Here is a 13,230-nt window from a genome sequence, read left to right on the forward strand (position 1 = left end):
GAGACTGAATCGGTGCAGCTTCACACTCCGTACTGGCGCCGGCTCCTGGTCGCGACCGACCCCGGCCGGGTCCGGGTGACGACCGCGACCGCCACCGCGATCAGCGTGCTGGTCACCTCCCTCGTCGCCTGGTCGCTCGTGGTGTTCGCCGAGGCAGACCACGGAGTGCTCGCCATGGGCGTGATCATGACCCTGCAGGCGGCCCTCAACGTCAAAGATCCGACCGCACGAGGCCGTCTGCTGACGACGGTTCTACTGGTGCCCCCGGCATTCGCGGCGCTCACCGCCGCCGTCCTGCTGTCGAGCCGGCGACCGGTCGAGATCGTCGTCTTCATCGCGCTGACCGGTGTGGTGACCTACCTGCGCGGGTTCGGCCCGCGGGCCACGGCCATCGGAACCGTGACCTTCTTCGCCTACTTCTTCGCGCTGCTGCTGCAGCCGAAGGCGGACGAACTCCCCTTGCTGTTCCTGGTGACCGGCTGCGCGGTGACCTGCATGCTCGTCATCCGTCTGTTCGGCATCTGGGGCCGTCCGCGGCATCAGCTCGCGCTGCTCCTCACCGAGCTTCGCGGCGCCGGAAGCACTGCCTTGACCGAAGCCGTGAACGCACCGCCCGCCACCGCTTTGACACAGGCATCGCGAGTACAGCGCGTCGATCAGGTCGCCCGCACGATCGACGACTGGCAGACCCGTTACAGCACCGCGCGGTATGTCCGGTGCGATGCGCAGACCTTCGCCCGGCTGGTGCTCGACGCCCGCATCGACATGGACCACGCGTGCCGGAAGATCGCCGAGTTCCGCGCCGGCGGCGATCGAGTCGAATCCGGCCGGCTGACCGCACCGGCGGTCACCGATCTCTCGGCCGTCCTTTCCAGCGCCACCTCCCCCGCCGACGTGCGGGAGGCCGCCGAGCGGGCGCACACGCGGCTCACTTCGCCGGGGGCGGACACGCCCGACGAGGTGACGGCCGGGGCCGCCGACCGGGCGACGCTGGCCTTCGCCCGTCTGCGCGACCTCGATCTCCACCACGGACTCGACGCGACGGCGACGTCTGCGGAGATTCGCCGTCGTCACCCGGAGCCGCAACGCCGCACCGCCCCGAGTCCGGCCGCATCATCCCGCTGGAAGCCGTGGCTGCGCTGGAGGGTGACCACTCGGATGGCCGTTCAGGTCGTGATCGCCGCCAGTCTGGCCAGCGTCGTCGGCTATTCGATCTCCGCGAGCCGCTGGTACTGGGCCGTCCTCACCGCCTTCCTGGTCTTCGCCGGCACCACCACGCGGGGCGCGATCCTCACCCGGGCCACGCGGCGGATCACCGGCACCGTCGCGGGCGTGATCGTCGGGCTCGCTCTCGTCGTGCTCGTCGACGGCAACATTCCGGCACTGATCGTGATCTGCGTGCTCGCCGTCTTCTTCGCGCTGTACCTCGGTCCCTTGCAGTACACGGTGATGTCCTTGTTCATCACCATCCTGCTGGCCGGGCTCTACGGACTGCTGGGCGTGCTCAATCGCCACATCCTCGAGTTGCGGCTGATCGAGACGCTCGCCGGGGCGGCCCTCGGCGTGGTCTGCGCGTACCTGATCTTCTCCACGAGTTCACACCCGGCGCTGACCGCACGGATCGACGCGTACTTCGACACCCTGGACCGGCTGCTGAACGCTGTGCGGCGCACCCTGGCCGGACACGCCGGCACCGGCGAGCTCGTGGCGTCCATCCGGTCGATGGACGCGGCACAGGCCGATCTGCACACCACCGTCGACGGCATGTCGCTGAGCCTGGCGGTCGGCCACCGAGCCGAGACCGCCCATCTGCTGCGGCTGCTCGACCTCAACTCACACATCGCTACCCGACTGGGCCAGTCCACCATGGCCTTCTCGTCCGGGACCGGAGACGCGTCGACGAGCTCCGGCTCCGGCTCCGGCTCCGGCGATGATCTCGCGCCTCGATTCGACCACGCACTCGCCCACGTCCTCGCCTCCTCGGCGACGGCCCGGGCGGCGCTTGTCGACGGTCACACCTCATCGGTCGACCCCGACGAAACCGCCGTCATCGACTGCTTCGGCAGGCTCCCCGGCGATCCCCTGTCGCCCCAGTACGAGGTGGTCCGGACGTTGTCCCGGCTGAACTGGATTCTGCTGCGCTCCGTGCAGGTGCGCGCCTCCTGACCGGTCGCGCTACGTTCTTACCGATGAGTACTCCCGTGTATCCCCCGGCACCCGTGAGCCCGCCGCCCGCCCTCGTCGAGGACGGGCACTACCGCTTCGGCACCTACGACGGCCCCATCCCGATCGTCAACCCGCTCGATGCCGGCAGCCGGCGCAGCTTCGACGACACGCGACGCAAGCGGTTCGACGGCGTGCGCCGTGCCAACCGGAACCTGCGCCTCAAGGAGTGGGAGGCCTTCCAGCTGGGTGACGACGATTGGTTCGTCCTCGGCGCGGTGTACAACGCGAAGACTGTCGGGTTGATCCAGGTGCTGGCGGTGAACAAGCACGATGCCTCCATCACGCGCTGGGAGACCAAGATGCCGGCGCCCACGCTGTCGGTGGCCCGGGGGCTGCTCGGGTCGTCGTCGCGGGGCCGCGTCGCGGACTTCCGGGTGGAGATCGGCAATCACCTCGAGCGCGGTCGGGTGACCGTCGACGCCCACCACCCCGGCCGGAGCGACCATCCATCGATGGGCCTGCACGTGACCGGCTCGTGCGGACCCGACGACGCAGCACACCTCGTCGTCGTGCATCCGTTCAGCGCCGACCGGGCCCTCTACTCGCACAAGGCGATGATGCCGATGGACGGGAGCCTGGTGATCGGCGGCGAGCAGGTCGGATTCGCACCCGAGCGCGGGTACCTGATTCTCGACGACCATCACGGCGACTACCCGCGACCGATGCGCTACGACTGGGTCACCGGCATCCGCCGGAACGACGACGGGGTGATCGCGGGCTTCAACCTCACCGACAACCAGGTGCTCGACCCGGCGGAGTTCAACGAGAACGCGATCTGGATCGGGAACCGGCTCTGGCGGCTCCCACCGGTGACCGTGGAGCGCCCCGACGGGCCGTGGGGCACGTGGCACATCCGCGACGTCGCCGGCGCCGTGGACGTCACCTTCACCCCGACCGTGAAGTCGACGATGCACGTCGGCCCGCGCAAGGTCCTCGCCGAGTACTACGCGCCCTACGGCTGGTACGAGGGCGACCTCCACGCCGACGGCGTCTCCCTGAACGTCGACGGCATGTTCGGCGTGGGCGAGCAGAAGCGCATCACGTTGTGACCAGCTGATTGTGAGATTAGAGCAACGCCAATCTCACAACGATTCGCGCAACGGCGGATCTGCTGTGAGATTACGGCCTCTCGTACCTGCTGGATCTTCCTGACCCCAGCCCGACCAGCTCGCCGTCGTCGACAAGCGCGTCCAGCGTGCGTTTCACCGTGCCGCGAGACGTTCCCGTCACGGAACCACGTTGACCGTGCGGCCCGGCACGTAGATCACCTTGCGGGGCTCGCCGTCCAGAAATCCCTGGACCTTCTCGTCGGCCAGGGCCGCGGCGACCACCGTCGCCTCGTCGGCGTCGGCAGCGACGACGATGCGGCTGCGCACCTTGCCCTTGACCTGGACCGGTAGTTCGAGAGTGTCCTCGACCAGCAAGTCCGGATCGGGCTCGGGGAACGGTCCGTGCGCGAGAGAAACGTTGTGCCCCAACCGATTCCAGAGCTCCTCGGCCAGATGCGGCGCCAGGGGAGCGAGCATCAGCACCAGCGGTTCGACAGCGTCACGCGGGGCCCCGCCCGGATAGGACTTGGTCAGGTGATTCGTCAGCTCGATGAGCTTGGCGCCCGCGGTGTTCATCCGCAGACCGTCGTAGTCGTCGCGGACCCCGGCGATGGTCTTGTGGAGCACCTTCAGGGTCTCCTCCGGGGCCGGGTCGCCGGACACCCGGACGCCGCCGGACTCCTCGTCGACCACCAGGCGCCACACGCGCTGCAAAAAGCGCTGCGCCCCGACGACGTCCTTCGTCGCCCACGGGCGCGACTGGTCCAGCGGACCCATCGCCATCTCGTAGACCCGCAGAGTGTCGGCGCCGTAGTCACGGCAGATGTCATCGGGCGCAACGGAATTCTTGAGCGACTTGCCCATCTTCCCGTACTCCTGGGTCACTTCCTCGTCACCGTAGAAGTACCTCGGCGCCTGCCCGGCGCCTTCCGCGGGGCGCTCGACGACCTCTTCGGCCGGCACGTAGACACCGCGCGAATCGGTGTAGGCGTACGCCTGGATCATGCCCTGGTTGAACAGCTTCCGGTACGGCTCGGAACTGGTCACGTAGCCCAGGTCGTACAGCACCTTGTGCCAGAAGCGCGAGTACAGCAGGTGCAGCACCGCGTGCTCCATCCCGCCGACGTAGAGATCCAGACCGCCCGGGTCGTCCGGGCCGTGCAGCTCCGGACGCGGGCCCATCCAGTAGGCCTCGTTCTCCTTGGCGCACAACGTCTCTTCGTTGGTCGGGTCGATATAGCGCAGCTGATACCACGAGCTGCCGGCCCACTGCGGCATCACGTTGGTGTCGCGGGTGTAGCTCTTCAGTCCGTCGCCCAGGTCCAGGTCGACGGCGACCCACTCGGAGGCCTTCGCCAGCGGGGGAGAGGGCCAGCTGTCGGCGTCGTCGGGATCGAAGGCCACCGGTGCGTAGTCGGCCACCTCGGGCAGCTCGATCGGCAGCATGCTGTCCGGCAGCGCGTGCGGGGCACCCTGATCGTCGTACACGATGGGGAACGGCTCGCCCCAGTACCGCTGCCGGGCGAACAGCCAGTCACGCAGTTTGTACTGGATGGTGCCGACGCCCGCGCCCTGCGCCTCGAGATGCGCGACGACGGCGGCCTTGGCCTCGTCGACGCCCATACCGTCCAGGAAACCGCTGTTGACCAGCGGACCGTCACCGGTGAAGGCCTTCTCGGCGACGCCGGCGTCGCTGCCGATCACCTCGCGGATCGGCAGACCGAAGGCGGTGGCGAACTCGTAGTCGCGCTCGTCGTGCGCGGGAACGGCCATGATCGCGCCGGTGCCGTAGCCGATCAGCACGTAGTCGGCGATGAACACCGGCAGCTGCTCGCCGTTGAGCGGGTTCACGGCGAACGCACCGGTGAAGACGCCGGTCTTCTCCTTGTTCTCCTGGCGCTCGAGGTCGCTCTTGGCCGCGATCGACGCGCGGTACGCGGCGACGGCGGCCTTCGGGTCGGGGGCGCCGCCCGTCCAGCGTCCGTCGACGCCGGGCGGCCACGCCTCGGCGACGATCCGATCGACCAGCTCGTGCTCGGGCGCCAGCACCATGTAGCTCGCTCCGAACAGCGTGTCCGGGCGGGTGGTGAAGACCTCGACAGTGTCGACCGGAGACACCGGGAATCGCACCCGCGCGCCGCGCGAACGGCCGATCCAGTTGCGCTGCATGGTCTTGACCTTGTCCGACCAGTCGAGCAGGTCCAGGTCGTCGATCAGACGGTCGGCGTACGCGGTGATCCGCATCATCCACTGGCGCAGGTTCTTGCGGAAGACCGGGAAGTTGCCGCGCTCGCTCCGGCCGTCCGCGGTCACCTCCTCGTTCGCCAGCACGGTGCCCAGGCCGGGGCACCAGTTGACCAGCGAATCGCTCAGGTACACCAGGCGGTAGGAGTCGAGGACCTCGCGGCGGGCCGCCGCGTCCAGCTCCGACCACGCGCGCCCGTCGTCCAGGGTCCTGGCGCCGGACTCGAACTCGTCGATCAGCTCCGAGATCGGGCGCGCCTTGTTCTTCTCCTCGTCGAACCACGCGTTGTAGATCTGCAGAAAGATCCACTGCGTCCAGCGGTAGAAGTCGACGTCCGTGGTGGCGACCCGGCGTCGTTCGTCGTGCGCCAGACCGAGCCGGCGGATCTGCGCCAGATAACGCTCGATGTTGGCCTCGGTCGTGGTGCGCGGATGCGTGCCGGTCTGCACGGCGTACTGCTCGGCGGGCAGACCGAACGAGTCGAAACCCATCGTGTGCAGGACGTTCTTACCGGTCATCCGCTGGAAGCGCGCATAGACGTCCGTCGCGATGAATCCGAGCGGATGCCCGACGTGCAGGCCCGACCCCGACGGGTACGGGAACATGTCCTGCACGAAGAGCTTGTCCGGGGCCTGCGGACCGGAGCCGGAGAAGTCGCTGAAGTCGCCGGCGAGCGGGCCGACCGGATTCGGTGCGGCGAAGGTCTGGTTCTCGGTCCAGTACTGCTGCCAGGCGGCTTCGATCTCACCGGCGGTCTGCGCGGTGTATCGGTGGCCGGGGGCGGGTTCGGCGATGCTCACCCGACCAGCGTAAATCCTCGCCGATGCGGGCCATAATGCGCCTCGGTCGTACGATGTGGGACGTGTACGTGCTTTCCCTGATCGCCGCGATCGTGGTCTTCGCGATCGCTGCGCTGTGGGCTGTCGCCGGCGTCGCCGGGCTGCTCGGCCGACTCCCCGGCAATCGCTGGGTGGGGGTCCGCACCGCGGAGACCCGCCGCTCCGAAGAGGCCTGGAACCTTGCTCAGCGCATCGCGGCGCCCGGTTTCCTGGGTGGCGCCGTCGCCTGCGCGTTCGGCGGACTGGCCGCTTTCACCTCCCGATGGGGATTCCTCTACGCCCTCGCCGGCTTCGTCGTCGGCCTCCTGGCGCTGTCGGTGCTCAGCGGCGTCGCAGTGCGCGCGGCGCAGGCCGTCGCACCGTCGGCCGAGCAGGGCGCCGGATGCACCGGCGGCTGCTGCTCCGGCGGCGACGCCGCGACCGCGGAAGACCGGGCGGGCGGCACGGGGGAGTCCACCGGGCCAGGCGACGCGACCGGCAGCGGAGACGCCCACGCTGCCGCCGCCGACTGCGGTGAGTCCAGCTGCGGCTCGTGCAAGCTCAGCGGAATGTGCCTGCCCGGCGATGCTGCGGCAACCGACTCCGCTGTGCCCGACTCCGCTGTGCCCGACTCCGCGACGTCGCCCGCCGGGGGCGGAACCGGTCGCTGATGTTCGGCCGCCTCCTCGCGAAGTCGCCGATCGACGGCTTCGTCCTCTCCATCATGCTCGCGGTGGTGGTCGCCGCCTTCCTGCCCGCGCGCGGCGCCTTCGCCGAAGTGCTCGACTACCTCGTCATCGCCCTGATCGCGGTGCTGTTCTTTCTGTACGGAACCCGCCTGCACCCCCGCGAAGCCCTCGAGGGTCTGACGCACTGGCGACTGCACCTGACCATCCTCGCGTTCACGTTCGTGCTGTTCCCGATCGTCGGTGTGCTCTTGGCGCCGCTGCTCAGCCGGATCATCGGTGACGATCTGTCGGCGGGCATGCTGTACCTGACGCTGGTGCCGTCGACCGTGCAGTCGTCGATCGCCTTCACCTCGATCGCCCGCGGCAACGTGCCCGGAGCCATCGTGAGCGCGTCGACGTCGAACCTGCTCGGTGTCTTCCTGACCCCGCTACTGGTGGTCTGGCTGATGTCGACCGACAGCGGCGCCCAGTTCGACGCCTCGTCGATCACCAAGATCATGCTGCAGATCCTGCTGCCGTTCATCCTCGGACAGCTCGCGCGCCCGTGGATCGCTCCGCTGCTGGCGCGCTACGCCGAGCCGACCAAGTACGTCGACCGCGGCGCCATCGTGCTGGTGGTCTACGTCGCCTTCAGCGAGGGCGTTCGTCAGGGTCTCTGGTCGCAGGTCGACGTGTGGCAGGTGATCATCATGACGGCCATCGCGACCGCGCTGGTGATCGCTATGCTGCTGCTGTCCGGCTGGCTTCCCCGGCGCCTGGGATTCGACCGGGCGGACAGCATCGCGATCCAGTTCTGCGGCACCAAGAAGTCGCTGGCCACCGGACTCCCGATGGCGACGGTGCTGTTCGCCGGGCCGTCGGTCGGCCTGATCGTGCTGCCGCTGATGATCTTCCACCAGGTGCAACTGATCCTCTGTTCGTGGCTGGCGACACGATATGCGCGGCAGAGCGCAGAAGAAGGGGCCTGAGACCCTGTCGCGCAGGCGTGGCCTGTGCCACCCTGGATCCATGGGGACACAGCGGCTCGACGACGTCGTCGTCGTGGTCACCGGCGGCGCCGCCGGAATCGGCAGGCAGATCGCGGCCCGCTGCGCGTGGGCGGGTGCGCACGTGGCGATCGGCGACCGTGACGCGCAGGCCGCCGCGGCCACCGCCGACGAGCTCGGCGAGACGGTGCGCGCCTACCCGCTCGACGTGACCGACGAATCATCGTACACGTCCTTCGTCGACGCGGTGACGCACGACCTCGGGCCGATCGACGTGCTGGTGAACAATGCCGGTGTGATGTGGGTCGGCCCGTTCGACACCGAGCCGCCGAAGGCCTCGGAGGCCATGTTCGCGGTGAACGTCCTCGGCGTGATCCGCGGTGTCCGTTTGATCGCGCCCGCCATGCGCGCCCGCGGCGGCGGACACATCGTCACCATCGCCTCCGCCGCGTCCAAGCTGGCGCCTCCCGGGGAATCGACCTATGCGGCGAGCAAACACGCCGTGCTCGGTTACCTGACCGGGGTACGCGAAGAACTCCGGGGGAGCGGGGTAGACGTGTCGGTGATCCTGCCCGGCGTGGTCGACACCGCCCTGGCCAGGGGGACCGACACCGGTGCGGCCCGGCTCCTGAGCCCGGACGAGGTGGCCGCCGCCGTGGTCGGAGTGATCGGGAAACCGCGCTTCATCACCACGATCCCCTCGTATATCGGTCCGCTGGTGGCGGTGGGCGGCCTGCTCCCGCAGCGACTTCGCGACGCGGTGCTGCGCCGCGCCGTCCCCGATCAGGTGGCGGCTTCGGCGAAAGCGGATCGCAGCGACTACGAGAAGCGCGCGCTGGACTGAGACCTCCTCAGGCCGCCGAATCGCTCTGGGCGGACGCCTTCTCCTCCTGCCGGTGCAGCCGCCAGCGCCCGAGGGCGCGCAGCACGACGGTACCGACGCCGACGGCCACCAGCACGATCACCAGGATGCCGATCAACTCGACCCCGGCCGTCGCACCGAGGACGTACGCCAGCACCAGCACCGAGGCCGACCAGGTGGTGCCGCCGACGAACGTCGCGAGCGCGTAGGTGCGAAGCTCGACGCGCGAGAGTCCGGCAGCCACCGGGACCAGGGTCCGCACGTAGCCGATCCAGCGGCCGATCGGGACCGCCACCCAGACGTTCTCCCGGACGCGATCCTCGGCCTTGAGCCAGTGATCCTCGCCGAACTTGCGGCCCGCCCACGACTGCATGATGCGGGGACCCGTGCGTTCTCCCAGGTAGTAGCCGGTGAGGTCGCCGCTCAACGCCGCCAGCGAGGCGCAGACGGCCAGCACCACGATGTTCGGCTGTCCGATCGCCGCCGCGACTCCCGCGGCGATCAGCGTCGCCTCGCTCGGCAGGATCAGGCCGCACACCAGAACGGCGACTTCCAGGTAGACGACGATGATGACCGTCAGGTACACCGCCCACGGGGGCGCGAGGTCGATGACGCCTGTCAGCCAGTGCGAGATCTCCGTCATGGTCAGTTGGTGAGGGGATCGGCGGGGTACGTCGCGAGCAGCGGAAGCGGCCACTGCTGGCGGCGAAGCACCTCGTGCCAGACGTCGACGGTGGCGGGCGCGAGCAGGTCGGAGGGCAGACCGCTCGCGATCAGCCAGCTGCCGTCGGCCAGTTCGTCGTCGAGCTGACCGGCATCCCACCCCGCGTAACCGGCGAAGATCCGCACCCCGGACAGGACCGGCTCGAGCTCCTCGGGGTCGGCGTCGAGGTCGACCATGCACACTCGGCCGGTCACCTGGTGGAGCTTCGGCTCGGTGCTGACGTCGACACCGGTCTTGGCCACACCCAGGCAGACCGCGGATTCGGTGGACACCGGCCCGCCGATGAACACCGCGCGCGGGGAGGCGGCCAGGTCGGCCCACTGGGGGAGGATGTTGAAGACGGCGGCCTGGCTCATCCGGTTCAGGACCACCCCCAATGTCCCGTTCTGATCGTGCTCGATCACGTAGATCACCGCCCGTGCGAAGGTCGGGCCGGTCAGCGACGTCGATGCGATCAACAGTGATCCGGGCCCGACCCTCGCCGGGTCGCGGAAGTCATGGTCGGCCACCGCTCAATCATGGCACAGGCTGCACCGATCGTCTCAGCGCGCCGACCAGCGGACCGGCGGTAATGTCGACAGGTGAGGTTCGTTCGGTCGCTGAGTCATTCGCCAGGACTCTGGCGTCTGCTCTTCGTGCGCCTGACCAGCCAGCTCAGCGACGGCGCCTTCCAGGCCGCGCTGGCCTTTTCGATCCTGTTCAATCCCGATCGGCACACCGATCCGATGGCCGTAGCCGCCGGCTTCGCGGTCCTGCTCCTTCCGTACTCGGTGATCGGCCCGTTCGCCGGCGCCCTGCTCGACCACTGGGACCGCCGGCGCGTCCTGGTCTGGGTCAACGTACTGCGGGCCCTCGCCATCGCCCTGGTCGCGCTGGCGATGGGCAGCGGCGCCCCCGAGGCCGTCGTCCTGGTGGCGGCGCTGATGGTGACCGGGTGCAGCCGCTTCGTCGCATCAGGCCTGTCGGCATCGCTGCCGCACGTCGCTCCGCGGGAGGTGCTGATCGAGATGAACGCCTTCTTCACGACGCTCGGAGCGGGCCTGCTCGCGGTCGGCACGCTGATCTCGGTGGGGCTCCGCTCGATCTTCGGTTCCGGTGACGCCGGCTCGGCGGCCACCCTGCTGGCGGGGTCGGCGATCGCGCTGCTCTCGGCGGCGCTCGCGGCCGGATTCTCCCGCCGCTTCCTCGGCCCCGACGTCCCCGACGACCTCGGCCACAATGCGCTGTACGCCGTCGCGCACGGTTTCGGTCACGGACTGCGGGCGGCCGCGTCCACCCGCACAGTCGCCACCGTGCTCGCCGCGATCGGCGTGCACCGATTCGTGTTCGGCATCAACACCCTCATGCTCCTGCTGATCGTCCGTGCCACGGACCTGGGACCCATCCGCGGGCACGACGTCGGCGCGCTCGCCGTGATCGGTGCCGGCGTCGCCCTCGGCGCACTGACGGCCGCCTTCACCACACCGCTACTGGTGCACCGGATGGGTCGGCGCTGGACCATCGTCGGTGCGATGGTCTTGGCGCTGGCCGCCCAACTGGTGCTGCTCGACATCGGCTGGGTGAACATCTGCGTGAGCGCCGTCGCTCTCGGCCTGGCCGGGCAGACCGTCAAACTCTGCGGCGACCTCGCGATGCAGGCCGACATCTCCGACACCTACCGCGGTCAGGTGTTCGCAGTGCAGGACGCGTTGTTCAACACGGCGTTCGTGGGGGCGATGGTCATGGCCGCAGCCGTACTGCCCCTCGACGGCGTCTCGCCGGGCCTGGTTCTGGTCGGGGCCGCGCTGTACCTGGTTGCCGCCGTCGCGGTCTGGCACCGGCACCCGCGCGGCGTCGCCGTCTCCGCGCCGATGGCGTCGTCCGACACGATCGTGTCGGTGGCCGCAGCCGAACGCGCCGACCGGGCAGGTCGGCACCGCTGAGCACCGGACGACACCGGACGTATACGGGGCGCCGCCGGCAATGTTCCCTCGGCGGCGGTCAGAAGGACGGCGTCGTCCGGTGCCGACGCCTCGTCATCACGGGCCGTTCGGCATCCGGTCCGCTCGTCACTCGACCACTCGGTCGGCGTGCCCGTCGCCGTCGGTGTCCTCCAGGACCTGATCGGTCTTCCCGTCCCCGTCGACGTCGATCTCCAGTCTGCCGAGACCGGCCGGGCCGGCATCGTCGCGAGGGCTGCCGACGAGCCGGATCTCCCAGACCCCCGCCCCGCCGTCGGCGAAGGCGGTCTCGGGAACGCCGTCGTCGTCCAGGTCCAGCACCGCGCGGTCGGCGACGCCGTCGCCGTCGCTGTCCCACATCGCATCGTCGGTGCGGCCGTCGCCGTCGAAGTCCAGGGCCACCGCGTCGAGCGTCCCGTCGCCGTCCAGGTCCAGACCGGCGGGAGAGTGCCAGGTCGACAGCTCGCCGTCGCCGGTGCCGAAGAAATATTCGAGGTCCATACAGGTTCGACGCAGCCCGAGGGCGCCCGGTTCCGCGACACGCCGGTCGAGCCACGCGAGCCGGCGCTCGACCAGCGAACTGCGGCTGCCGCAGAGGCTAGTAGCCCATCGTGCGGATGGCGGACGCGAGGGCGTCGAGCTCCGATCGGCGCACGTCCAGATGCGGGGAGATCCGCAGGACCGACTGCTCGTTCATCAGGGGAGCGCGCCAGGAGTCCGCACACGTCACCAGGATGCCGAGCTCACGCAGCTTGCGCTGCGCGGCGCGCACGTCGCTGGGCTGCCAGCCCGGCGGCGGCGCGAGGGTGACCAGGGCCGACGGCTCCTCGATCGGCTCCACCACCTCCCACGACCCGATGCCGTCCAGGCGCTCCCGGGTGATCTGCCCGATCCTCGCCAACTCGCGGAACACGCGCTGCTGCCCGATCTCGAGCAGCTCGGCCACGGCCTGCCCCAGCCCCAGGCCCCCGGCGGGGAACGCCTCCGACGACTCGATCTCGACCGTGCGGATCGCGTCGGCCCGGACCGCGATGAAACCCACCCCGCGCGGTCCGGTCAGCCACTTACGGGAGGTGCCGTACACGATGTCCGCGCCGGTCACGGTCGGGACGTGTCCGACGGCCTGCGCCATGTCGACCACCACCGGGACGCCGGCGTAGTGCGCCACCTCCACGATCTCCGGGACCGGCTGCACCACTCCGCCGCCCGAGCCGATCTGGCAGACGTGGATGAAGTCGGGCTGCTCGAACTGCAGCATGTTCTCCAGCGCATCGACGTCGACGTGCCCGTAGACGTCCGCCGCCGGCATCGTGCGCACCGCAAGTCCGCGGCGCTCGAACTCGTCGAGGTTCGGGCCGAACTCGTTGGTGGCGACCCACACCGTCGAGGCGACCGGCAGGTTCCAGCTGTTCAGCAGCGCACGCAGGCAGGCCCGGGCGCTGTCGCGGTAGCTGAGCTCGTCCGGGGTGTGCCCGATGAGGGACGCGAGGGCGCGGCGGTCCCTCGCGAAGACCTCCTTCTGCTCCCGCACGGCCACGTACGAGCCCCGCTCGGCTTCGCGCCATAGGTGCGCGGTGAGGGTGTCGATGGTCGCCCGGGAAGCGCGGCCTGCCGAGGCCGCGTCCAGGTGCGCGATCGTCGGCTCGATGCGAACCGCATGCCACTGTTCCCCCAGATCGCTGCAGTACATA

Annotated in this window: 12 protein-coding genes; 6 read left to right on the forward strand and 6 right to left on the reverse strand. The window is 69.6% G+C overall.

The features are described from left to right. Positions 1–12: 12 nt before the first annotated feature. Both C6V83_RS01345 and C6V83_RS01350 read left to right on the forward strand, forming a co-directional pair. Positions 13–2,166, forward strand: a complete 2,154-nt coding sequence (locus tag C6V83_RS01345) for an FUSC family protein (RefSeq protein WP_105940876.1) — start codon at positions 13–15, stop codon at positions 2,164–2,166. A gap of 23 nt (positions 2,167–2,189) precedes the next feature. After that, positions 2,190–3,275, forward strand: a complete 1,086-nt coding sequence (locus C6V83_RS01350) for a DUF2804 family protein (RefSeq protein ID WP_105940877.1) — start codon at positions 2,190–2,192, stop codon at positions 3,273–3,275. 70 nt (positions 3,276–3,345) lie between these two features. Here C6V83_RS01350 and C6V83_RS19050 read toward each other — a convergent pair whose 3' ends face one another. Then, positions 3,346–3,456, reverse strand: coding sequence for a hypothetical protein (locus C6V83_RS19050; RefSeq protein ID WP_407646219.1), 111 nt, complete (start codon positions 3,454–3,456; stop codon positions 3,346–3,348). Continuing rightward, on the reverse strand, positions 3,453–6,320 hold the full coding sequence (gene leuS, locus C6V83_RS01355; RefSeq protein ID WP_199832564.1) for a leucine--tRNA ligase: 2,868 nt from the start codon (positions 6,318–6,320) through the stop codon (positions 3,453–3,455). Before leuS ends, C6V83_RS19050 begins: the two co-directional genes overlap by 4 nt. A gap of 53 nt (positions 6,321–6,373) precedes the next feature. On the opposite strand from leuS, the gene C6V83_RS01360 reads away from it, so the two are divergent. The 3 genes from C6V83_RS01360 to C6V83_RS01370 are packed head-to-tail and all read left to right on the forward strand — an operon-like array spanning position 6,374 to position 8,857. After that, a complete protein-coding gene (locus tag C6V83_RS01360; protein ID WP_105940879.1) occupies positions 6,374–7,009 on the forward strand; it encodes an SdpI family protein in 636 nt (211 codons plus the stop codon). Then, complete coding sequence (locus C6V83_RS01365) at positions 7,009–7,995, forward strand: bile acid:sodium symporter family protein (RefSeq protein WP_105940880.1); 987 nt, start codon at positions 7,009–7,011, stop codon at positions 7,993–7,995. Before C6V83_RS01360 ends, C6V83_RS01365 begins: the two co-directional genes overlap by 1 nt. Before the next feature lie 40 nt (positions 7,996–8,035). Further along, on the forward strand, positions 8,036–8,857 hold the full coding sequence (locus C6V83_RS01370; protein ID WP_105940881.1) for an SDR family oxidoreductase: 822 nt from the start codon (positions 8,036–8,038) through the stop codon (positions 8,855–8,857). A 7-nt stretch (positions 8,858–8,864) separates the two neighbouring features. Here the strand turns inward: C6V83_RS01370 and C6V83_RS01375 are convergent, their stop codons facing one another. Further along, complete coding sequence (locus C6V83_RS01375) at positions 8,865–9,518, reverse strand: DedA family protein (RefSeq protein ID WP_105940882.1); 654 nt, start codon at positions 9,516–9,518, stop codon at positions 8,865–8,867. Between the two features lie 2 nt (positions 9,519–9,520). Continuing rightward, the gene (locus C6V83_RS01380) at positions 9,521–10,108 is read right to left on the reverse strand and encodes a YqgE/AlgH family protein (RefSeq protein ID WP_105940883.1); all 588 of its coding nucleotides are present in this window, start codon (positions 10,106–10,108) and stop codon (positions 9,521–9,523) included. A gap of 72 nt (positions 10,109–10,180) precedes the next feature. Here C6V83_RS01380 and C6V83_RS01385 point away from each other — a divergent pair, with 72 nt between their 5' ends. Beyond that, positions 10,181–11,521, forward strand: a complete 1,341-nt coding sequence (locus tag C6V83_RS01385; protein ID WP_234353811.1) for an MFS transporter — start codon at positions 10,181–10,183, stop codon at positions 11,519–11,521. A 126-nt stretch (positions 11,522–11,647) separates the two neighbouring features. Here the strand turns inward: C6V83_RS01385 and C6V83_RS01390 are convergent, their stop codons facing one another. Next, a complete protein-coding gene (locus C6V83_RS01390) occupies positions 11,648–12,040 on the reverse strand; it encodes a hypothetical protein (RefSeq protein ID WP_199832565.1) in 393 nt (130 codons plus the stop codon). A gap of 97 nt (positions 12,041–12,137) precedes the next feature. Beyond that, positions 12,138–13,229 carry an aminotransferase class V-fold PLP-dependent enzyme gene (locus C6V83_RS01395; protein ID WP_105940885.1) on the reverse strand — a complete coding sequence of 364 codons (1,092 nt, stop codon included), beginning with the start codon at positions 13,227–13,229 and terminating at the stop codon, positions 12,138–12,140. Between the last annotated feature and the right edge of the window lies 1 nt (position 13,230).

It is taken from the genome of Gordonia iterans (genome assembly GCF_002993285.1).
In the GTDB taxonomy this organism is placed as follows: Bacteria; Actinomycetota; Actinomycetes; order Mycobacteriales; family Mycobacteriaceae; genus Gordonia; species Gordonia iterans.

Coding starts and splice junctions, on each gene's coding strand:
- C6V83_RS01365 (WP_105940880.1), top strand. CDS start 7,009: ATGTTCGGCCGCCTCCTCGCGAAGTCGCCGATCGACGGCTTCGTCCTC.
- C6V83_RS01370 (WP_105940881.1), top strand. CDS start 8,036: ATGGGGACACAGCGGCTCGACGACGTCGTCGTCGTGGTCACCGGCGGC.
- C6V83_RS01375 (WP_105940882.1), bottom strand. CDS start 9,518: ATGACGGAGATCTCGCACTGGCTGACAGGCGTCATCGACCTCGCGCCC.
- C6V83_RS01350 (WP_105940877.1), top strand. CDS start 2,190: ATGAGTACTCCCGTGTATCCCCCGGCACCCGTGAGCCCGCCGCCCGCC.
- C6V83_RS01360 (WP_105940879.1), top strand. CDS start 6,374: ATGTGGGACGTGTACGTGCTTTCCCTGATCGCCGCGATCGTGGTCTTC.
- C6V83_RS01395 (WP_105940885.1), bottom strand. CDS start 13,229: ATGTACTGCAGCGATCTGGGGGAACAGTGGCATGCGGTTCGCATCGAG.
- C6V83_RS01390 (WP_199832565.1), bottom strand. CDS start 12,040: ATGGACCTCGAATATTTCTTCGGCACCGGCGACGGCGAGCTGTCGACC.